Annotated in this window: 18 protein-coding genes; 9 read left to right on the top strand and 9 right to left on the bottom strand. The window is 66.8% G+C overall.

What is annotated here, in order from left to right:
• Window positions 1-7: 7 nt before the first annotated feature.
• Entirely contained in the window at window positions 8-799 is a 792-nt protein-coding gene (locus E8M01_RS15330; protein ID WP_246088744.1) for a HugZ family pyridoxamine 5'-phosphate oxidase, read from the bottom strand.
• Between the two features lie 133 nt (window positions 800-932).
• Between E8M01_RS15330 and hisD the strand changes: the two genes are divergently transcribed.
• The 3 genes from hisD to E8M01_RS15315 all read left to right on the top strand — a co-directional run bounded on the left by hisD (window position 933) and on the right by E8M01_RS15315 (window position 3,259).
• Window positions 933-2,228: a histidinol dehydrogenase gene (gene hisD / locus E8M01_RS15325; protein WP_136960906.1), complete on the top strand. Its 1,296-nt coding sequence runs from the start codon at window positions 933-935 to the stop codon at window positions 2,226-2,228.
• An 85-nt stretch (window positions 2,229-2,313) separates the two neighbouring features.
• Complete coding sequence (locus E8M01_RS15320; protein ID WP_136960905.1) at window positions 2,314-2,796, top strand: UPF0262 family protein; 483 nt, start codon at window positions 2,314-2,316, stop codon at window positions 2,794-2,796.
• Window positions 2,797-2,800: 4 nt separating this feature from the next.
• Window positions 2,801-3,259, top strand: coding sequence for an arsenate-mycothiol transferase ArsC (locus E8M01_RS15315; protein ID WP_425467727.1), 459 nt, complete (start codon window positions 2,801-2,803; stop codon window positions 3,257-3,259).
• 125 nt (window positions 3,260-3,384) lie between these two features.
• Here E8M01_RS15315 and E8M01_RS15310 read toward each other — a convergent pair whose 3' ends face one another.
• From E8M01_RS15310 to E8M01_RS15300, 3 genes are all read right to left on the bottom strand, one after another.
• Window positions 3,385-4,491 carry a mandelate racemase/muconate lactonizing enzyme family protein gene (locus E8M01_RS15310; RefSeq protein WP_136960904.1) on the bottom strand — a complete coding sequence of 369 codons (1,107 nt, stop codon included), beginning with the start codon at window positions 4,489-4,491 and terminating at the stop codon, window positions 3,385-3,387.
• 95 nt (window positions 4,492-4,586) lie between these two features.
• Complete coding sequence (locus tag E8M01_RS15305; protein ID WP_136960903.1) at window positions 4,587-5,657, bottom strand: NAD(P)H-dependent flavin oxidoreductase; 1,071 nt, start codon at window positions 5,655-5,657, stop codon at window positions 4,587-4,589.
• An 83-nt stretch (window positions 5,658-5,740) separates the two neighbouring features.
• Window positions 5,741-7,081, bottom strand: coding sequence for an aminotransferase-like domain-containing protein (locus E8M01_RS15300; protein ID WP_136960902.1), 1,341 nt, complete (start codon window positions 7,079-7,081; stop codon window positions 5,741-5,743).
• Window positions 7,082-7,176: 95 nt separating this feature from the next.
• Here E8M01_RS15300 and E8M01_RS15295 point away from each other — a divergent pair, with 95 nt between their 5' ends.
• Window positions 7,177-7,815: a LysE family translocator gene (locus E8M01_RS15295; RefSeq protein WP_136960901.1), complete on the top strand. Its 639-nt coding sequence runs from the start codon at window positions 7,177-7,179 to the stop codon at window positions 7,813-7,815.
• An 88-nt stretch (window positions 7,816-7,903) separates the two neighbouring features.
• Here E8M01_RS15295 and E8M01_RS15290 read toward each other — a convergent pair whose 3' ends face one another.
• The 3 genes from E8M01_RS15290 to argE all read right to left on the bottom strand — a co-directional run bounded on the left by E8M01_RS15290 (window position 7,904) and on the right by argE (window position 10,976).
• A complete protein-coding gene (locus E8M01_RS15290; RefSeq protein WP_170181909.1) occupies window positions 7,904-8,479 on the bottom strand; it encodes a dihydrofolate reductase family protein in 576 nt (191 codons plus the stop codon).
• 175 nt (window positions 8,480-8,654) lie between these two features.
• Window positions 8,655-9,713 (bottom strand): GTPase ObgE, encoded by a 1,059-nt coding sequence (obgE, locus tag E8M01_RS15285; protein WP_136960899.1) that lies wholly within the window; start codon window positions 9,711-9,713, stop codon window positions 8,655-8,657.
• Window positions 9,714-9,812: 99 nt separating this feature from the next.
• Window positions 9,813-10,976 (bottom strand): acetylornithine deacetylase, encoded by a 1,164-nt coding sequence (argE, locus tag E8M01_RS15280; protein ID WP_136960898.1) that lies wholly within the window; start codon window positions 10,974-10,976, stop codon window positions 9,813-9,815.
• Window positions 10,977-11,135: 159 nt separating this feature from the next.
• On the opposite strand from argE, the gene E8M01_RS15275 reads away from it, so the two are divergent.
• From E8M01_RS15275 to E8M01_RS15255, 5 genes are all read left to right on the top strand, one after another.
• The gene (locus E8M01_RS15275) at window positions 11,136-12,758 is read left to right on the top strand and encodes an ABC transporter substrate-binding protein (RefSeq protein WP_170181908.1); all 1,623 of its coding nucleotides are present in this window, start codon (window positions 11,136-11,138) and stop codon (window positions 12,756-12,758) included.
• A gap of 127 nt (window positions 12,759-12,885) precedes the next feature.
• On the top strand, window positions 12,886-13,863 hold the full coding sequence (locus E8M01_RS15270; protein WP_136960897.1) for an ABC transporter permease: 978 nt from the start codon (window positions 12,886-12,888) through the stop codon (window positions 13,861-13,863).
• A 16-nt stretch (window positions 13,864-13,879) separates the two neighbouring features.
• Entirely contained in the window at window positions 13,880-14,797 is a 918-nt protein-coding gene (locus E8M01_RS15265) for an ABC transporter permease (protein WP_136960896.1), read from the top strand.
• A 283-nt stretch (window positions 14,798-15,080) separates the two neighbouring features.
• Window positions 15,081-16,061: an ABC transporter ATP-binding protein gene (locus tag E8M01_RS15260; RefSeq protein ID WP_136960895.1), complete on the top strand. Its 981-nt coding sequence runs from the start codon at window positions 15,081-15,083 to the stop codon at window positions 16,059-16,061.
• On the top strand, window positions 16,058-17,050 hold the full coding sequence (locus tag E8M01_RS15255; RefSeq protein ID WP_136960894.1) for an ABC transporter ATP-binding protein: 993 nt from the start codon (window positions 16,058-16,060) through the stop codon (window positions 17,048-17,050). Before E8M01_RS15260 ends, E8M01_RS15255 begins: the two co-directional genes overlap by 4 nt.
• A gap of 26 nt (window positions 17,051-17,076) precedes the next feature.
• Here E8M01_RS15255 and E8M01_RS15250 read toward each other — a convergent pair whose 3' ends face one another.
• Both E8M01_RS15250 and E8M01_RS15245 read right to left on the bottom strand, forming a co-directional pair.
• Window positions 17,077-18,756, bottom strand: coding sequence for a thiamine pyrophosphate-binding protein (locus E8M01_RS15250; RefSeq protein ID WP_136960893.1), 1,680 nt, complete (start codon window positions 18,754-18,756; stop codon window positions 17,077-17,079).
• 43 nt (window positions 18,757-18,799) lie between these two features.
• The gene (locus E8M01_RS15245; RefSeq protein WP_136960892.1) at window positions 18,800-19,951 is read right to left on the bottom strand and encodes an acyl-CoA dehydrogenase family protein; all 1,152 of its coding nucleotides are present in this window, start codon (window positions 19,949-19,951) and stop codon (window positions 18,800-18,802) included.
• Window positions 19,952-20,018 lie beyond the last annotated feature (67 nt).

Here is a 20,018-nt window from a genome sequence, read left to right as displayed (position 1 = left end):
GCGGGCCTCAGCCGGCCCTGCCTCTGGCCTCGCGCACCATCTGGACCAGCGTCTTGTGCAGGCTCTCGCCTGATGTCACCCGATGCGGAAACAGCACCCGCGCCGTGCGGTCGTTCGCCGCGAGGTCGAAACCTTCGGGATCGGCGCCGGTCATCCGCCACGGGCCCGGCTGTTCGCCTGCCAGCACTGTCGCATAGACCGACACCGCGTCGGCATGGTCCTCGTTCATATGGGCGATGGCGCCGGCTTCGGAAGCGATCAGGCCTTCGGCATCACCGACATCGATGATCAGGTCGCGGCCGGGCAAGTCGGCGGCACGGGCGAAGCCGCCATTGAGGTGGCCGGCGGCGACATCCAGGCGCCACAGGCTGAAATCCGGAAAATCGGCATAAAGCGCCGATTTCGGATTGCGCGCGACGAAGCGCGCCTTGGCGCGCGCCCGCAGCGCCTCATCCTCGATGCGGTCGAACCGGCCGAGCACGGTCAGGCGCGGATGCGCCAAGGGGTCGCCCTTGCCGGTGCGCGCGAGCAAGAGGGAAGCGCGCGGATCGGCCTTCAGATTGGCGGTGTGGCTCGACAAGTTGGAGATCATGATCAGCGGCGCGCCGTCGAAATCGGTCGCCACCGTCACCAGCGTCGTGACGGGATGGCCGGTATTGCGGTCGAGCGTGCCGAGTGCCGCAGTGCGAACCGATCGCAGGAGATCCCTGGCCCATTCGACCGGTTTGAAATCGGCCGGCTGCGGCGCGTTTTCCGGGATGTTGCCGGGCATGGCGCCAGGCTGGGTCTTGATGTCCATGACTGTTCTCCTCGCGCGGCGGACCATGCCGACCCCGGGCCTTGCAGGCAAGCCTCCAGCACGGGCGGGCCGGCGGGCGGACTTGACGCCCGGCGGCGGCTCCCGCATGGCTCCAGGCCTCGAGGATCTTGCCATGCCGCTCCGCCTTTCGACCCGCACAAATGATTTCGCCGCCCGCTTCGCCGAACTGCTGGCGATGAAACGGGAGGTCTCCGAGGAGGTCAGCCAGACCGTCAAGGCGATCGGCGCCGAGGTGATCGCGCGCGGCGACGACGCGGTGATCGAACTGACCGCCCGTTTCGACAAGCTGACGCTGACGCCGGCCACCATGCGCGTCTCGGCGGATGAGATCGCCCAGGCGATCGCCGCCTGCGATGCGCGGACATTGGAAGCGCTGAAGCTCGCCGCCGAACGGATCCACAGCTATCACCTCAGGCAGAGGCCCAGGGACGACCGCTTCACCGACGCACTCGGCGTCGAGCTCGGTTATCGCTGGACCGCCATCGAGGCGGTTGGCCTCTATGTGCCTGGCGGCACCGCGGCCTATCCGTCATCGGTGCTGATGAACGCCATTCCGGCCAAGGTCGCCGGCTGTCCACGTATCGTCATGGTGGTGCCGGCGCCCGGCGGCGTGCTCAATCCCCTGGTGCTGGCCGCCGCCGACCTCGCCGGCGTCGACGAGGTCTACCGCATCGGCGGAGCCCAGGCGGTGTTCGCGCTCGCCCATGGCACCGCGACGATCAAGCCGGTCGCCAAGATCATGGGGCCGGGCAATGCCTTCGTCGCCGCAGCCAAGCGCCAGGTGTTCGGCACGGTCGGCATCGACATGATCGCCGGCCCGTCCGAGGTGCTGGTCATTGCCGACAAGACGGCCAATCCGGACTGGATCGCCGCCGACCTCCTGGCCCAGGCCGAACATGACACGGCCGCACAATCGCTTTTGATCACCGACGACCCGACGCTCGGCGACGCGGTGGTCGCGGCGGTCGAACGGCAATTGGTAACCTTGCCGCGCGCCGATATCGCCGGCACCAGCTGGCGCGACTATGGCGCGGTGATCGAGGTGGCGAACCTCGACGAGGCCGTGCCGCTGGCCGACCGGATCGCCGCCGAGCACCTGGAGATCATTGCCGAGGATGCCGAAGGCCTGGCGGCCCGCATCCGCAATGCCGGCGCGATCTTCCTCGGCGGCCACACGCCGGAGGCGATCGGCGACTATGTCGGTGGCTCGAACCATGTGCTGCCGACGGCGCGCTCGGCACGCTTCTCCTCCGGCCTCGGCGTGCTCGATTTCATGAAGCGCACCTCGCTGTTGAAATGCGGGCCGGAGCAGTTGCGGGCACTCGGACCGGCGGCGATCGCGCTCGGCGAGGCCGAGGGTCTCGACGCCCATGCCCGATCGGTGGCCATTCGGATGAACCTCGGCTAGTCGACAGACGCGACCCCGCCCGCCATTGTTGCCGGACCCGTGCCGACATCAGCGGCCGCTGCGCGAGGATCTGAAGAGGAATGTCGTGACCGATCGGAAGCCCGTGCGCCGTCTGGTGGCGGTGACCCTGGATGAAGCCTCGATCGGGCGCTCCTCGCCGGATATCGAGCATGAGCGCGCCATCGCCATCTATGACCTGCTGGAGGAGAACTCCTTCGGTCCGGCCGGTGTCGATGGCGGCCCCTACACGCTGGCCGTCTCGCTCGCCGACGGCAAGCTGGTCTTCGACGTCAAACACGAGGACGGCAGCCAGGTGGTCACCCACGTGCTGTCGATGACGCCGTTCCGGCGGATCGTGAAGGACTATTTCATGATCTGCGACAGCTATTACGACGCCATTCGCCACGCCACGCCCTCGCATATCGAGACCATCGACATGGCCCGGCGCGGGCTGCACAACGAAGGCTCGGAGACGCTGAAAGAGCGGCTCAAGGACAAACTCGACTTCGATTTCGACACCGCGCGGCGCCTGTTCACGCTGATCTCGGTCCTGCACTGGAAGGGCTGATCCGTTGTCGGTTCGCCGCCGCAATCCCCAGGCCGTCCTGTTCGCCTGCGGCATGAACCAGGTGCGCTCGCCCATGGCGGCGGCGATCATGCAGCATTTCTTCGGCAAGACGGTCTTCGTCGAGAGCGCCGGGGTACGCAAGGGCGAGCATGACCCCTTTGTCGACGCGGTGATGGACGAACTCGGCATCGACACCCAGAAAACCCGGCCGAAAACCCTCGAAGAGCTGGAGGAATGGGAGGGGCTGAACTTCGACCTGGTGGTAACCCTGGCCCCCGAGGCCCATCACCGCGCGCTCGACCTGACCCGCACCAATGACATGGACGTAGAATATTGGCCGACGCCCGATCCAACCCTCACCCAGGGCTCGCGCGAGCAGCGCATGGATGCCTACCGGCAGGTGCGCGACATGCTTTTGACCCGTATCCGCCAGCGCTTCAGCCGCAGCACCGGCAACGAGTGAGCCCGATCTGGGCGTACCAGAACACGCCAGAGCCGCTGCGATCGGGGCCTTGGCGACGCAGTGCGCCACGCACCGTGCTCGGGGCCGGCGGGCTCGCTTGAGATTGCCTGGAGGGCAGCGCGAGATCACGACACGCGGTAGCGCTCCATGATCTCATTGTCCGGCTCGTAGCCGAGCCCCGGCCCTTCGGGCACGGCGATGCTGCCCTTCGCGTCGATATCGATCCGGCCACGCCAGAGACATGCGGCGCGGTTCATGTAGAATATTTCGATGAACGTGCCGTCGTCGCGGAGCGACATGAGCTGCAGCGTCGCCAGAAAGCCAGGCCCGAAATAAGGGGAATGCGGCGCAAGCTTCACGCCCATTGCGTCGGCCAAGGCGGCAACTTTCAAATATTCGGTGATCCCGCCGACCTTGATGACCGAGGGCTGCGCATAGGTCACGGCGCCCTCGGTCATCATCTGGCGGAATTGATAGACGGTGCAGGCATTCTCCCCCGCCGCAATGGCGAGCCCGCCCTTCGCGCGCACCGCGGCCAGGGCCTTAAAGTCCTCCGGCGGCCAGACCGGTTCCTCGAGAAACAAAGGCGCTGCCGCACGACAGGCCTGGGCGAACGCGGTCGCGGCGGCTTCATCCATCGGGCAGTTCATGTCGACCATGAGCGGGATGCCGGTGCCGACGGCCTGCCGCGCCGCAAACACCGGAGGCACGGTCGTCTCATGCAGCTTGATCGCCGGGTAGCCACGGCGCAGCGCAGCCTCGCATTCGTTCGCAACAAGCGCGGGGTCGCCGATCCGAAGCAGGCTTGCATAGGCGGGAATGCGCGCTCTCCTGCAGGCGCCGATCAGGCGGTGCAGGGGCTCGCCCTTCACCCTTGCTGCGAGATCCCACAATGCGATGTCGAGGCCGGAGATCGCAAACATCGTAATGCCATAACGGCCGAACAGATGCAGGTTGCGCTGGATGCGATCCATGAATGCAGGAATGCCCGCGGCATCCGGAACTTCGAGGCCTCGGGCCTGCGGCGCGATCATCTCGTCAATGGCAGTTGAAGTCGTCTGCGGACACACGTAGCCCCAAGCATCGCCCCAGCCGGTGAGCCCGGTGTCAGTCGAGACCTCGACGAGAACTATGTCGACCGCCGCAATCGCCGAGGCGCCCTGCTTGAAGCTCGCCACGCCGGCTTCGTAGGGGATACGGATGTGGTGTGCCCGGACGTTGGTGATCAGCATGTGTCATGCCTCCCCGCTTACGGAAAGGTAGCGCAGGACACAGCAGGTAAGCCAGTACCAATTCCGGTGACTTCGTTCGCTCGATCAGATCCTGCCTAGAGTTGACCGAGCCTCTTGACGGTCTCGGCCATCAGCAGCCGGGTCAGTTCCCCCGCCGGCATTTCGCGGCCAAGTGCTGCCGCCTGCCCCGACCAGAGCGACGAGAAATCGCCGGAGCCCGCAGCTTCGGCCTTGGCCTTCAGCGGCGCCAGCGCGGCGCCGGCGGTCGGGAAGGCCGGCGCTTCGGCCGAAAGCGGGCCGGCCTCGCGCATCAGCCGGTTGACGATACCGCGCGCTGGCCGGCCGGTGAACAGGTTGGTCAGTGCGGTCGAATCGTCCTTGGCATCGGCCAGCGCCTTGCGGTGCATGGGCGTGATCCTGGCTTCCGGGCAGAACAGAAAGGCCGTGCCGATCTGCACCGCCGAGGCGCCGAGCGCGAAGGCCGCGGCAATGCCACGCCCGTCGGCCATGCCGCCGGCGGCGATGACCGGCACTTTCACCGCGTCGACCACCTGCGGCACCAGCGCCATGGTGCCGGCCTGGTTGGCGACCGCATCGGTCAGAAAAATGCCGCGATGACCACCGGCCTCGTAGCCCTGCGCGATGATCGCGTCACAGCCATGGTCCTCGAGCCAGCGCGCCTCATCGGCCGAGGTCGCCGAGGCGATGATCCTGGCGCCGGTGGCGCGGACGCGGTCGAGCAAAGGCCTGGCGGGCAGGCCGAAATGAAAGCTGACCACCTCCGGCGTGAACTCTTCCATGACCGTGCAGAAGGCGTCGTCGAACGGCGCCCGGACGCCGGCCGGTGTCGGTGCCAGGGGGTCGAGGCCGAATTCGCGGTAATAGCCCTCGAGGCGCCGCTTCCAGCCGGCCTCGCGCGCCGCGTCCGGCGCCGGCGGCACATGGCAGAAGAAATTGACATTGATCGGTTTGGCCGTGCGCTGCCTGATGATGCCGAGTTCGCTGCGCATCTGCTCGACCGTCAGCAGCGCGCCAGGCAGGGAGCCCAGCCCGCCGGCCTCGGAGACGGCGATCACCATGTCCGCGCCTTGGGCGCCGGCCATGGGAGCCTGAATGATCGGCAGTTCGATGCCGAGGAGATCCTGGATGCGCCGATCGAGAGCCATGATGCGAGCCTTGCCTGACGGGCCTCGAGAGGTAGCCCGGTTTTCCAAGGCGGGCTACGGCCTTGGCCCATGACAGGGATGTCCTATCCGACATCCCGTTCGGTTGGAGATGATAGCGCAAGTTCGGCCAGGACGACGAGCGCCCGGGACAGCTCCGCCGGTGCGGGCGAGGCGAGCGCCAGCCTTACGGCATTGGGCGCGAAACCCTGGTCGACGGCGAAGGCGCTGGCCGGAACGATGGATATGCCAAGCCTGGAGGCCGCGGCGACATAGGCTCCCGCCCGCCAATGATCCGGCAGCTCCAGCCAAAGATGGTAAGCCCGCACGTCCGCCTGCATGGAGAGACCGGCAAGCGCTGCACGGGCAAGCTCCTGCCGATAACCGGCGTCCGCGCGCTTGGCGGTGGCAAGCCGCGCCGCCGTCCCGTCGGCGATCCATTGCATGGCAGCTGCGAAGGGCACTCCCGCCGGCCCCCAGGCACCGGCGCGCAGGGCATTGGCGATGCCCGACATCCGGTTTGGCGGAGCGGAGATGAAACCAAGCGTCAGGCCTGGCGCCAGGCGCTTCGACAGGCTGTCGACGACAACGACATGATCCGCCGCCAGCGCCGCCAGCGGCGCATCGTCGACCAGGAAGGCGTAAATGGCATCCTCGATGGCGATGACGCCCTGTGCCTCGAGGAACACGGCAATCTCCTGCCGGCGCGCGAGGGTCATGCTGACGCCGAGCGGGTTATGCAGGAACGGCTGCAGGCAGATCGCCTTGAGCGGCCGGCCGCGATGGGCGGCGGCCAGCGCGTCGGGCCGCATGCCGAAACCGTCCATGTCGATCGCGATGAGCTCGATGCCGAGCCGGGTCGCGATCGAGATCAGCACGGGATAGGTCAAGGCCTCGACACCGACCCGGGTGCCGGGGGCGGCCACCGCGGAAAGGACGGCGGCAATGGCCTGCCGTCCATTGCCGGTGAACAAGAGGCTCTCCGGCCGAGGCTTCCAGCCGCCGCGTGCGAGGAAGCGAGCCGCGAGATCGCGCGCCGCCGGCGTTCCGGCCGCCCCGATCGGCCGAAGCGCCTGGGCCAACCGGTCGGGACGCATCAATCCCGCCAGGGACCGGGCAAGTTCGGGCGCCTGCCCGGCGAGCATGGGAAAATTGAGCTCGAGATCGATCGGGGCCGCACCCGGCTCAGACAGAGCCGGGCCGGCGAGGGCGGTGGTCGAACGGACATAGGTGCCGCGGCCGACTTCGCCGGTCACCAGGCCCTTGCGCATGAGCGCCGCATAGACGCGGGCGGCGGTGGACGCGGCGATGCCGCGCCGATAGGCGAATTCCCGTTGCGGCGGCAGACGCTCGCCGGGCCTGAGACGCCCCGCCTCGATCTCACCGGCAAGTTCGTCGGCGATCGCTTTGTAGTCCATGTCTGCCATATTGCTCCGAGGGCAATATCAATATTGCGCCGATAGCATAGGCGTTGCATTTTCTGCCGGCAATCTGGAGACGGGCGAGAGAGAAAGACCTGGCCATGGTGTCGTTGAGCAACATTGCCGCTTTCGCACTGGTGGCGCTGACCATGGTCCTGACGCCCGGGCCGAACATGATCTATCTGATCAGCCGGTCGATCACCCAGGGCCGGCTCGCCGGCTTCGTCTCCTTGTTCGGCGTCATCGCGGGCTTCGTCTTCTACATGCTCGCCGCCGCACTCGGCGTAACCGCCCTGCTGTTCGCCATTCCGCTCGCCTATGAGGCGATCAAATGGGCCGGTGCCGGCTATCTCCTCTATCTCGCCTGGAATGCCGTGAGGCCGGGCGCACGCTCGGTGCTGGAACCGCGAACCGATCTCGCCGTCGACCCGCCGGGGCGGCTGTTCGCCATGGGCTTCCTGACCAATCTCTTGAACCCGAAGATCGCGATGCTCTACCTGTCCCTGCTGCCGCAGTTCATCGATCCGGCGAGAGGCGACGTGCTGATGCAGAGTGTCCTGCTCGGCACGACCCAGATCATCGTCAGCTTCGCGGTCAACGCCGCCATCGTGCTGGCGGCCGGCAGCGTGGCGCTCTGGTTCGCGCACCGTCCGCGCTGGGCCCAGGCGCAGCGCTGGATCATGGCCGCCGTTCTGACGGCACTGGCCCTGAGCCTCGGGCTCGATCGCCGGCAGGCATGAGCCCTTCCGTGCCGAAGCCCGGCCCTGCCGGGTGCGCTCCCGAGGCCACCGCTTGGCGGCGGCCGACGGACGGGGGCGCCAGGCCGCGTCAGTCGAGCCGTAGTTCACCAGGCCGATAGGTGAGCAGCAGCGCACCGGAGGCAAATCGCCTGACATCGGCCAGCGCGAGGTTCGCGCGCGCGTAGCCGCCGTCGAAGAGCCTTATGCCGCCGGCGATCAGCGCGGGATTGACGATCAGCCGGTATTCGTCGACGAGGCCGGCCGCCATGGCGCTGCGGGCGATGCCGGCGCCGGCGAACAGCGCGATGTCGCGGGTCGATCGCTGCTTGAGCCCGGCCACGCCCGACAGGTCGGCAAGAACATGGGCATTCGACCAGCTCGGCGCCGAAAGGCCGGTGGAGACGACATATTTCGGCAGGCTGTTCATCATCGCCGCCGCGGCGGCATGGTGCGCCGAAATGCCTTCGTTCGCCGCGGCGGTCGGCCAGTACTGCTGAAGAAGCTCGAAGGCGCGCCGCCCGAAGACCATCGCGTCGAGGGATGCCAGCGTGTCGTTGATGAAGGCCTCGAACTCGTCATCGACGAAGCGCCAGTCCATTTGCCCGGCCTCATCCTCGATGAAACCGTCGACCGAGACATTGATCTGCAGAAAAAGCTTACCCATCGCGGTCTCTCCCGTGAGCCGCTCCAATTGCATAATGCAACCAGAATGGAAAGAGGAGCAGCGGCGGCAAAGGGCAATTCCGCGCGGCGAGGCGGCAAAATGTCTCACCCGGACTTTCCGGCCGGACCGCGATAGGCGCCAGCCGGCCAACCCGGCCCGAGCCGGCGGCCCCGGCTCAGGGCCGCCAGCCGGTCTCGACCGGCTCGATCACGGCTTCGGCCGATACCGGCTTCGGCTCGGCGGCGCGGGCCGCGTCGATGATCTTCAGGAGCTCGGTCAGCGCCGTCTCGACGCCTTCGCCGGAGGCCGCCGACAGCACCAGCGGCGTTTTCTTGGCGGCGCGCTTCAGCTTGGCCAGCTGGTCCTTGCGGGTCTCCGGATCGAGCGCATCGGCCTTGGACAAGGCAACGATCTCCGGCTTGTCGGCGAGACCCGCGCCATAAGCCTCGATCTCGCTGCGCACCAGCTTATAGGCCTTGCCGGCATGTTCGCTGGTGCCATCGACCAGATGCAGCAGCACCCGGCAGCGCTCGACATGGCCGAGGAACCGGTCGCCGAGGCCATGGCCGTCATGGGCACCCTCGATCAGGCCGGGAATGTCGGCCAGCACGAATTCGCGACCGATCGCACGCACCACGCCAAGGCCCGGATGCAGCGTGGTGAAGGGATAGTCGGCGATTTTCGGCTTGGCGGCGGTGGTCGCGGCCAGAAAGGTCGACTTGCCGGCATTGGGCATGCCGATCAGGCCGGCATCGGCGATCAGCTTCAGGCGCAGGATGATCCAGGCTTCCTTGGCCGGTTGGCCCGGATTGGCATGGCGCGGCGCCTGATTGGTGGCGCTCTTGAAATGAGCATTGCCGAAACCGCCATTGCCGCCCTGGAACAGCACGACGCGCTGGCCGACCTCGGTGAGATCGGCGATCAGCGTCTCGCCTTCCTCGTCGAAGATCTGGGTGCCGGCCGGAACCTTCAGCACCGCGTCGGCGCCGCGCGCGCCGGCCCGGTTGCGGCCCATGCCGTGAACACCGATCTTGGCCTTGAAATGCTGCTGGTAGCGATAGTCGATGAGCGTGTTCAGGCCCTCGACGCATTCGATCACGACGTCGCCGCCGCGGCCGCCGTCGCCGCCGTCAGGCCCACCGAATTCGATGAACTTGGCGCGATGGAAGGACACGCAGCCGGCGCCGCCGGCACCGGATTTCACAAAGACCTTGGCTTGATCGAGAAACTTCATAATCGCCCACTGTCCGCCAAAAGGGGCGGGACGGGTCTCTACATCAAAACATGCGGCGAAAACAAGGAAAAGCCAGCAGAAGTGGCCATTTCATCAAAGTTAACCCCGCGCCGCATGGGCGACCAGCTTGGCGATGAAGGCATCGGCCTTGGTCAATTCGACCTGCTCGATGAATTCGTCCGGCTTGTGCGCCTGTTCGATCGAGCCCGGACCGACGACCACGGTCGGGATGCCGATTTCCTGGAACAGGCCGGCTTCCGTGCCATAAGCAACCTTGGCGTGGTCATTGCGGCCGGCGAGCGCCTTGGCCAGCACGGTGACCGGCGCGTCGGCGGATGTGTCGAGACCCGGCACCAGCGACAATTCCTCGAAGGTGAAGCCGGCGGTCGGCTCGATGGCCTTCATCGGCGGCTCCAGCACGTCGCGGGCATAGGCCTCGATCTCGGCGACGATGGCATAGGGATCATCGCCCGGGACGCAGCGCAGGTCGAAATCGACGACACATTCGCCGGCGACGATATTGCGCACCGTGCCGCCCTTGATGACACCGACGCTGGTGGTGGAAAACGGCACGGAGAACAACATGTCGAGATCGGTCCGCCTGGCCAGCCTCTGGCCGATCTCGTTGATCCTGACGATCAGCTTGGCGGCTTCCTCGATGGCGCTGACGCCGAACGGCCGGAGCGAGGAATGCGCCTCCTTGCCGCGCACCGTGCAGCGCATGGGGCGGCCGGTCTTGTGGGCGGTGACCACCTGCATATTGGTCGGCTCGCCGACAAAACAGGCCTCCGGCTTCACCGGCCGGTCCTTCAACACGGCCAGCAGCGTGCGCACGCCGCGGCAGCCGACCTCCTCGTCGTAGGAAATGGCGAGGTGGATGGGTTTGGCGAGCGGGGCCGCGACCATCGCCGGCACGGCGGCAAGCGAAGCCGCGACAAAACCCTTCATGTCGCAGGTGCCCCGGCCATAGAGACGGCCGTCTCTGGCGGTCAGCTTGAACGGGTCGGTCGCCCAGTTCTGGCCATCGACCGGCACGACGTCGACATGGCCCGACGGCACGTAACCCGGCACGTCCTTCGGCCCGATGGTCACCCACAGATTGGCCTTCTGGCCGGTCGCGTCATAGACCCGTTCGCCCTTGACGCCATAGCGGCCGAGATAGTCCTCGACCCAGCCGATCAGCGGCAGGTTGGAATTGCGGCTCGTCGTATCGAAGCCGATCAGCGCGGCGAGAACGTCGGAAGTGGTCAGGGTGGCAGTCACTGCAGGCCTCTTGTTTCAGCCGCCAGCATAGGCGGCTGTGGGCCGGTTCGCGAAGGGGCTTCCTATTGGGGCTTTTCCGAAGTTCAATGCGCGCCAGTTCCAATACGCCAAGAGGGACGCCCGGTCCCCGGCCTTTAGACGACACAGAGGATGAGCGAGATGCGTCGCATTCGCACGATCATGGGCGCGGCCGTCGCCGCATTGATGCTGGCACTGCCGGCGGCCGCGCAGGAACTGCGCGTTGGCCTGTCCGCCGAGCCGAGTTCGGTCGACCCGCATTTCCACAATCTGACACCGAACCACCAGCTGCGCTCGCACGTCTTCGAAAGCCTGACCGATCAGGACAAGAACCAGCAGCCGATTCCGAAGCTCGCCGAAAGCGTGCGCGCCGTCGACCCGACGACCTGGGAGTTCAAGCTGCGCCGCGGCGTCAAGTTCACCGACGGCACGGAATTCACCGCCCGCGACGTGATCTTCTCCTATTGCCGCGTGCCGAAGGTGGAAAACTCGCCCTCCTCGCTGGTGGTCAGCATGCGGGCGATCGCCACCATGACGGCGCCCGATCCCTATACGGTGATCGTGACGACGACGGCGCCGCATCCGATCCTGGCCAATGAACTGTCGAATATCGCGATCATTTCGGCCAAGGCCGCGGGCGCGCCGGAAAACCTCACCTTCAACCGCGCCGGCTGCACCGGCGTCGAGGCCTGGCCGAAGACCGAGGATTTCAACAATCTGAAACTCGCGATCGGCACCGGCCCGTTCCGTTATGCCTCGTTCACCCGCGGCGACCGTATCGTGCTCGAACGCAATGACGGCTATTGGGGCGAAAAGCCGATCTGGCAGCGCGTCACCCTGCGCCCGATCACCCAGGCCGCCTCGCGCGTCGCGGCGCTGCTCGCCGGCGACGTCGACTTCATCGAGAACCCGCCGATCCAGGATCTGCCGCGGATCAAGCAGAACCCGCAATTCGCCACCGCCGAGGCGCTGTCGAGCCGGATCATCTATCTGCATTTCAACTATCTGACCGAAACGCCGCCGCCCGGCGTGACCGATACGGCTGGCAAGAATCCGTTCCGCGACCGGCGCGTGCGCGAGGCGATCAGCCTGGCCATCGACCGTGACGCCATCGTTGCCCGCATCATGGGCGGCGTCGGCGTGGCCGCCGCCGAGCTTCTGCCGAACCCGCTGCCGGGCACCAATGCCGGCATCAAGCCGGAACGGCCGAATATCGACCGGGCCAAGCAGCTTTTGGCCGAAGCCGGCTACCCGAACGGTTTCGGACTGGTGCTGGGCACGCCCAACGACCGCTATATCAATGACGGCCAGATCGCCCAGGCGATCGCCCAGATGCTGACCCGCATCGGCATCAGGACCCAGATCGACGCGATGACCGCGTCGACCTTCTTCGCCCGGCGCAACCGCGCCGAATTCGGCTTCTGGCTGTCCGGCTGGGCCGCCGATACCGCCGAGATGTCGAACCCGCTGCGGGCGCTCGCCGCCACACCCGACCGCAACCGCGGCATGGGCACGACCAATCCCGGCGGCTATTCCAACCCGGCCATGGATGCCAAGCTGTTCGAGGCGCTGACCATCGTCGACGATGCCAGGCGCAACGCGCTGCTCGCCGAGGCCTCGAAAATGGTGATGGCCGATTTCGGCCTGATCCCGCTGCATTTCGAAGTGTCGGTCTGGGCCTTCCGGCGCGGCCTGACCTATACGGCGCAGATGAACCAATATAGCCGCGCCGAACTGGTCCAGCAGGCGGCGGCGTCACGCTGACGCCAAGGCCCTGCCGGTCGGCCGGGAGGCCTGCCGCCGACCCCATCGCGACGAGCGGCCATCCGGCCGTTCGAGCCGATAAGCGCATTCCGGACTGCCACCTCGCGCCGCATGGAACCTGCCAGCGATGCTCGTCTTCATCCTCAGACGTCTCGGCCAGAGCGCTTTCGTCGTCGCCGCCATGGCGGTGCTGGTGTTTCTCGGCGTCTACGCCATCGGCAATCCGATCGACATCCTGCTGGCGCCGGATGCCGACCAGACCGAGCGCGACGCGGCGATCGCCCGGCTCGGCCTCGACAAGCCGATCTATGTCCAGTTCGGCGTCTTCCTCTGGAACCTGCTGCATGGCGATTTCGGCAAGAGTTTCGTCCATGGCGTCGATGCGCTCGGGCTGATCATCTCGCGCATGCCGGCGACCATGGAACTCGCCATCGTGGCACTCGGGATGACCGCGCTGATCGGCGTGCCACTCGGGGTGATCGCCGGGCTCAGGCACAATACGATCATCGGCCGGACCATCATGACCGGTTCGGTGGTCGGCTTTTCGCTGCCGAACTTCTGGTTCGGCATCATGCTGATCCTGTTTTTTGCGGTGACGCTGCAATGGCTGCCGGCCGGCGGCCGCGGCCCGACCGGCACGGTATTCGGCCTCGAACTGTCACTGTTCAATCCGGCGGGCTGGCCGAACCTGATCATGCCGGCTCTGACGCTCGCCATCTACAAGACCTCGCTGGTGATCCGGCTCGCCTATGCCGGCACGCGCGAGGCCATGCTGCAGGACTATGTCCGCTTTGCCCGGGCCAAGGGCCTGTCGCCGAGCCGGATCATCGGCGTGCACCTGCTGAAGAACATCCTGATCCCGGTCGTCACCGTGCTTGGTCTCGAGCTCGGCGCGATGATCGCCTTCGCCGTCGTCACCGAGCAGGTGTTCTCCTGGCCGGGCATGGGCAAGCTCCTGATCGACAGCATCTACCGGCTCGATCGGCCTGTGATCGTCGCCTACCTGATGATCGTGGTGGTGATGTTCGTGACGATCAACCTGGTGGTCGACATCCTCTATTCGATCCTCGACCCGCGGGTGCGCCTGCAGGACATCGAAAGCTGAGCGGGAGGACCATGACATGACCGATACCGCCCTGCCCGCCCCGAGCCTGCCCGTCGAGCGCGTCGAGACGCCGTTTCGCCGCTTCGTCTCGGAGTTCGCCGAAAGCAAGATCGCCGTCGGCGCGCTGATCCTGGTGACCGCGCTGGCGCTCCTGTCGATCTTCGCGCCCTGGCTGACGCCGCAGAACCCCTATGACATGAGCCAGATCTCGATCCTCGACAACATGCTGGCGCCCGGCGAGCGCTCGCTCGACGGCAGACTCTATCTGCTCGGCACCGACGACCAGGGCCGCGACATGTTGTCGGCCATGATCTACGGGCTGCGCCTGTCGCTGTTCGTCGCCGCCACCGCCACCGTCATCGCGCTGGTGGTGGGCCTGAGCATCGGGGTGGCCGCCGCCTATTTCGGCGGGCGCATCGACAGCCTGATCATGCGCGTCGTCGACCTGCAGCTGTCGTTCCCGGCGATCCTGATCGCGCTGATCCTGCTGGCCCTGCTCGGCACCGGCATCGACAAGGTGATCATCGCGCTGGTGACCACCCAATGGGCCTATTATGCCCGCACCGTGCGCGGCGGCGCGCTGGTCGAGCGGCGGCGCGAATATATCGAGGCCGCCCACTGCCTGGCCTTGCCGAAATACCGGATCATTTTCCGCCATCTCCTGCCGAACTGCCTGCCGCCGCTGATCGTGGTGGCGACCGTGCAGGTGGCCCATGCCATCTCGCTGGAGGCGGTCTTGTCCTATCTCGGCGTCGGCGTGCCGATCACCGAGCCCTCGCTCGGGCTGCTCATCTCCAACGGCTACAAATATATCCTGTCCGGCAAATATTGGGTCAGCGTGTTTCCGGGCGTCGCGCTCTTGATTACCATCCTGCTGATCAATCTGGTCGGCGACCATTTGCGCGACCAGCTGAACCCGCGCCTGAAGAAATGAGCGGTGGCATCATCATGTTGAGTTCGATGAACGCGACCGGCAATTGCCTTGAAATTGATATGGGCGGCGGAATGCGGGAAGCGCTCTACGTCACCCCCGGCCGAGCGCAGCGAGGGGAAGGGGGTCCAGGGGTTGCAGGTCGGAACCGTGACGCCGCGTCCGCTCCGGCACGATGCTCACGCGCAGACAGCGCAGCCTGTCGGCCCCTGGATCCCCTTCCCTCGCCCTGCGGGCTCGCCGGGGATGACGTAGAGCTGACGACGGCGATCGCGAGGTTCCGCTCATGACGCCTGTTCTGGAAGTCGCCGATCTCAAGACGCATTTCTTCACCCGCGCCGGCGTGGTCAAGGCCGTCGACGGTGTGTCGTTCAAGGTCGCCCGCGGCGAGGTGATGGGCCTGGTCGGCGAGTCCGGTTCCGGAAAATCGATCACCGGCTTTTCCATCCTCGGGCTGATCGACCCGCCGGGACGGGTGGTCTCCGGCTCGATCAAGCTGATGGGCGAGGAGCTGGTCGGGCTCGGCGAAAAGGCCTGGCGCGATATCAGGGGACGGCGGATCGCCATGATCTTCCAGGACCCGATGATGACGCTCAATCCGGTGCTGCGCGTCGACACCCAGATGATCGAGACGCTCAAGGCCCATATCGACATTTCCAGCGAGGCAGCCCGCGAACGCTGCCGCGAGGCGCTGGTGCAGGTCGGCATCGCCTCGCCGGATCAGCGGCTCGAGAGCTATCCGCACCAGTTCTCCGGCGGCATGCGCCAGCGTGTGGCGATCGCCATCGCGCTGCTGCACAAGCCGGCTGTCATCATCGCCGACGAACCGACGACCGCGCTCGACGTCACCATCCAGGCGCAGATCCTCGCCGAGGTGCAGAAACTCGCCGCCAATACCGGCACCGCCCTGGTCTGGATCACCCATGATCTTGCCATCGTCTCCGGCCTCGCCGACCGGGTGGCGGTGATGTATGCCGGCCGGATCGTCGAGGAGGGCCCGACCCAGGATGTGCTGGCGCGCGCCTGCCACCCCTATACGCGCGGCCTTCTGGAAAGCCTGCCGAGCCGCAATCCGCGCGGCCGCCCGCTCGCCCAGATCCCCGGCATGACGCCGAACCTGCTCAGGTTGCCGCCCGGCTGCCCATTCGCGCCGCGCTGCCCCGCGGTGCAAGCCGATTGCCGGCGTGAACCGCCGCCCGAGACGCACCCGCTCGCCGGCCGGCGCCTTCGTTGCTTCCATCCAGCCCTCGACGAGGTTGCGGCATGACCACGCCGATCATCGAGGTTCAAGGCGTCTCCAAACGTTTCGCCAGGGAGCCGGACCTCGCCGCCAAGCTGGCCGGCCTGGTCGGCGCCGGTCCGAAGCGCGAGGTCGTCCATGCGCTCGACCATGTCGATCTGGCGGTCCGGCCCGGCGAGGTGCTGGGGCTGGTCGGCGAGTCCGGTTCGGGCAAGTCGACGCTCGGCCGTATCGTCTCGGGCATCTGGTCGCAATCGGAAGGTCTGGTCAGGTTCGAAGGCCGCGACCGCGCGAAGCTGGCCGGGGCCGAGCGGCGCGCCGCCGAACTCGCCGTCCAGATGGTGTTCCAGGACCCGATGTCCTCGCTCAATCCGCGCATGCGGGTCGAAGACATCATTTCCGAGGCGCCGGTCTATCACGGCATCGTCGACAAGGCCGGAGCCGAAGACTACCTCACCGACCTGATGCGCAAGGTCGGCCTCGACCCGGCTTATGCCAAGCGTTATCCGCACCAGTTCTCCGGCGGCCAGCGGGCGCGCATCGGCATTGCCCGGGCGCTGGCGGTGAAGCCGAAAATGATCGTGGCGGACGAGAGCGTCGCGGCATTGGACGTGTCGATCCAGGCCCAGGTCCTGAACCTGTTCATGCAGTTGCGCGCCGATTTCGGGCTGACCTACCTGTTCATCAGCCATGACCTCGGCGTGGTGCGGCACGTCGCCGACCGGGTGGCGATCCTCTATCTCGGCCGGATCGTCGAGCTGGCGCCGGCCGAGGACCTGTTCGCCCGGCCGAACCATCCCTATACCCAGGCGTTGCTCGCCGAGGTGCCGCGGGTCGACATGGGAAAACGCCAGTTCAAGCCGATCGAGGGCGAGATCCCCTCGCCGCTCCATCCGCCGCCCGGCTGCCATTTCCACCCGCGCTGCCCGCACGCCATGGCCCGCTGCAAGACCGAGGTGCCGGCCTTGCGGGAGATCGCGCCCGACCGCCTGTCGGCCTGCCACCTCAACGGCTGAGGCGCCAAGCGACGGCGAGATCGGCCTCAGCCCTTGGCGCGGGCCTTTTCGCGGATCTGTTCGATCGTGGTGGTCGGGGTGATCGCCTGCTGGTCGAGGAACAGATGGAGGATCGCCGGCTTGCCCGAGGCCACCGCCCGCTCGAAGGCGGCGGCGAATTCGGCGGTCTCGTGCACGGTCTCGCCATGGCCGCCATAAGCGCGCGCCAGCGCCGCGAAATCCGGGTTCTTCAAGGTCGTCGCGGAGACCCGGCCGGGATAGTCGCGTTCCTGGTGCATGCGGATGGTGCCGTACATGCCGTTGTCGACAACCACGACGATGATCGGCAGGTCGTATTGGCAGGCGGTGGCGAATTCCTGGCCGTTCATCATGAAACAGCCGTCGCCGGCGAAAGCCACCACCATCTTGTCCGGCTGCATGCGCTTGGCGCCAACCGCGGCGGGCGTGCCGTAGCCCATCGAGCCGGAGGTCGGCGCGAGCTGGGTGCCGTAGCGCCTGAAGCGCAGGAAGCGGTGCACCCAGATGGCGTAATTGCCGGCGCCGTTGCAGACGATGGCATCGTCAGGCAGGCGGTCGCGCAGCCAGCTCATGATCTCGCCATATTGCAGCTTGCCGGGCAGCCGCGCCGGATTGCCGGTCCAGGCGAGATAGCTCTCATGCGCCCTGGCGGCGGCGCCCGACCAGGCGATCGCCTGCGGCGGCTGCAACCCCTCGACCGCCGCGGCGAAGGCCGTCGGGCTCGCCTGGATGGGCAGATGGGCCTGGTAGACCCGGCCGAGCTCCTCCGGCCCCGGATGGATGTGGACGAAGGTCTGGCTCGGCTGGGGAATGTCGATCAGCGTGTAGCTCTGCGAGGCGATTTCGGAGAGCCGGCCGCCGAGCGCGATGATCAGGTCGCTGTCCTTGATCAGCTTCAGCATGTCCGGATTGCCGCCGAGACCCAGATCGCCGGCATAATTGGCATGTTCGTGGTCGAACAGCATCTGGCGGCGGAACTGGCAGATCACCGGCAGCTCGAAGCGCTCGGCGAAACGGGTGACCGCATCGACAGCCTTTTCCGACCAGCGCGAACCGCCGAGCAGCAGCACCGGCTTCTTGGCGGCCCAGAGCAGCTTCTGCAGCTTGACCATGTCGTTATTGCCGGGCCAGGTCTCGGCCGCCTCGACGCGCGGCGCATCGGGCACTTCAGCCGTGTCGGTCAGCATGTCCTCGGGCAGCACCAGCACCACCGGGCCGGGCCGGCCCTGCATGGCGGTGGCATAGGCGCGCGCGATCATTTCCGGCACGCGATCGGCGTCGTCGATCTCGGCAACCCATTTGCAGATGCCGCCGAACAGCTTGCCGTAGTCGACCTCCTGGAAGGCGTCGCGCCCGCGCATGCCGCGCTCGATCTGGCCGACGAACAGGATCATCGGGGTCGAATCCTGTTGCGCGATATGCACGCCGGGCGAGGCATTGGTGGCGCCCGGTCCGCGCGTCACCATGCAGATGCCCGGCCGGCCGGTCAGCTTGCCATAGGCCTCCGCCATCATCGCCGCGCCACCTTCCTGCCGGCAAATGGTGACCTTGGTGTCGGCGTCATGCAGCGCGTCGAGCACCGCGAGATAGCTTTCGCCCGGCACGCAGAAGACGTGATCGGCGCCCTGGACGATCAGCTGATCGACGAGGATCTGGCCGCCGGTGCGGCTCGCGAGTTCGGTGGTCATGCCTCAAGCTTCCTCGTCTTGTCGTGTTCTGATCGGGCCGCGGTCACTGCCGCAGCGTCTCACGGGCGATGATGAGGCGCTGGACCTCGCTCGTGCCCTCGTAAATCCGGGTGATGCGGGCATCGCGGAAATGCCGCTCGACCGGGAAATCGGCGCAATAACCGGCGCCGCCATGGAGTTGCAGCGCCGTGTCGGTGGCGCGCAGCGCCGCTTCGGAGGCAAACAGCTTGGCCATCGACGCCTCGCGCCCGAACGGTTCGCCGCGATCTTTCCTGGCCGCGGCGCTGAGGATCAGCAGGCGCGCCGCCTCCAGATCGGTCTCGCGGTCGGCGATCATCCACTGGATGCCCTGGAACTCGCTGATCGCCTGGCCGAACTGCTGACGTTCCCTGACATAGGCCTTGGCCGCATCCATGGCGGCGCGGGCAATGCCGAGGGACAGCGCAGCAATGCCGATGCGGCCGCCGGCCAACTCCCCCACCGCGATGCGGAAACCGTCGTCGAGCTTGCCCATCAGGGCGGAGCCCGGCACGCGGCAGCCGTCGAAATGCACGACATTGGTGGCCGAGCCGTGCTGGCCGAGCTTCTTCTCGGCCTTGCCGATGGTCAGCCCTGGTGTGCCGGCCTCGACCAGGAAGCAGGAAATGCCCTTGCCCTTCTTGGCCTCGGGATCGGTCACCGCCCAGACGATGAACAGGCCGGCATATTCGCCCGAGGTGATGTAGAGCTTCTGGCCATCGAGCACGAAATCGTCGCCGTCACGGCGCGCGCGGGTCTTCATGCCCGCCGGATCAGAACCGGCAGCGGCTTCGGTCAGGCAGAAGGCGCCGGCCGGATAGGTGCCGTCGGCCAGGCGCGGGATGTAGAGCCGCTTCTGCGCAGCCGAGCCGACCGCTTGGATGACCTCGGCCACCATATTGGTCACCGAGGCGGTGACGCCGGTCGAGGCGCAGGCATAACCAAGCTCCTCGACGGTCAGCGCGAAAGCGACCGAGCCGGCTTCGGTGCCGCCGAATTCGGAGCGGATATTCACCGCCATGAAGCCCGATTCCGCGAGCGCTTTCAGGTTGGCGAGGAATTCCGCGCGACCGCCGCCACGATCGAGCGTCTCGGCCAGGGGCTGGATCCGGTCGGTCGCAATCTTGCGCGCGGTGTCGCGGATCAGCACTTCTTCTTGCGTGAGTTCGAACAGCATCGGAGCTCTTGGGGCAGGACGGGCGCCTGGGCCGGGTCATGTGTTCTAGGAGAGCCTGAGCCGGCCG

Origin of the sequence: Phreatobacter stygius (genome assembly GCF_005144885.1) — a bacterium.
GTDB lineage: Bacteria > Pseudomonadota > Alphaproteobacteria > Rhizobiales > Phreatobacteraceae > Phreatobacter > Phreatobacter stygius.
The sequence above is the reverse complement of the archived record's forward strand: the minus strand, read 5'-3'. Positions and strand labels throughout refer to the sequence as shown.

What these genes read in the sequence shown, in the direction of transcription:
- E8M01_RS15330 (WP_246088744.1), bottom strand. Translation starts at nt 799, where the DNA reads ATGGACATCAAGACCCAGCCTGGCGCCATGCCCGGCAACATCCCGGAA.
- hisD (WP_136960906.1), top strand. Translation starts at nt 933, where the DNA reads ATGCCGCTCCGCCTTTCGACCCGCACAAATGATTTCGCCGCCCGCTTC.
- E8M01_RS15310 (WP_136960904.1), bottom strand. Translation starts at nt 4,491, where the DNA reads ATGCTGATCACCAACGTCCGGGCACACCACATCCGTATCCCCTACGAA.
- E8M01_RS15305 (WP_136960903.1), bottom strand. Translation starts at nt 5,657, where the DNA reads ATGGCTCTCGATCGGCGCATCCAGGATCTCCTCGGCATCGAACTGCCG.
- E8M01_RS15300 (WP_136960902.1), bottom strand. Translation starts at nt 7,081, where the DNA reads ATGGCAGACATGGACTACAAAGCGATCGCCGACGAACTTGCCGGTGAG.
- E8M01_RS15295 (WP_136960901.1), top strand. Translation starts at nt 7,177, where the DNA reads ATGGTGTCGTTGAGCAACATTGCCGCTTTCGCACTGGTGGCGCTGACC.
- E8M01_RS15290 (WP_170181909.1), bottom strand. Translation starts at nt 8,479, where the DNA reads ATGGGTAAGCTTTTTCTGCAGATCAATGTCTCGGTCGACGGTTTCATC.
- obgE (WP_136960899.1), bottom strand. Translation starts at nt 9,713, where the DNA reads ATGAAGTTTCTCGATCAAGCCAAGGTCTTTGTGAAATCCGGTGCCGGC.
- E8M01_RS15275 (WP_170181908.1), top strand. Translation starts at nt 11,136, where the DNA reads ATGCGTCGCATTCGCACGATCATGGGCGCGGCCGTCGCCGCATTGATG.
- E8M01_RS15270 (WP_136960897.1), top strand. Translation starts at nt 12,886, where the DNA reads ATGCTCGTCTTCATCCTCAGACGTCTCGGCCAGAGCGCTTTCGTCGTC.
- E8M01_RS15265 (WP_136960896.1), top strand. Translation starts at nt 13,880, where the DNA reads ATGACCGATACCGCCCTGCCCGCCCCGAGCCTGCCCGTCGAGCGCGTC.
- E8M01_RS15260 (WP_136960895.1), top strand. Translation starts at nt 15,081, where the DNA reads ATGACGCCTGTTCTGGAAGTCGCCGATCTCAAGACGCATTTCTTCACC.
- E8M01_RS15255 (WP_136960894.1), top strand. Translation starts at nt 16,058, where the DNA reads ATGACCACGCCGATCATCGAGGTTCAAGGCGTCTCCAAACGTTTCGCC.
- E8M01_RS15250 (WP_136960893.1), bottom strand. Translation starts at nt 18,756, where the DNA reads ATGACCACCGAACTCGCGAGCCGCACCGGCGGCCAGATCCTCGTCGAT.
- E8M01_RS15245 (WP_136960892.1), bottom strand. Translation starts at nt 19,951, where the DNA reads ATGCTGTTCGAACTCACGCAAGAAGAAGTGCTGATCCGCGACACCGCG.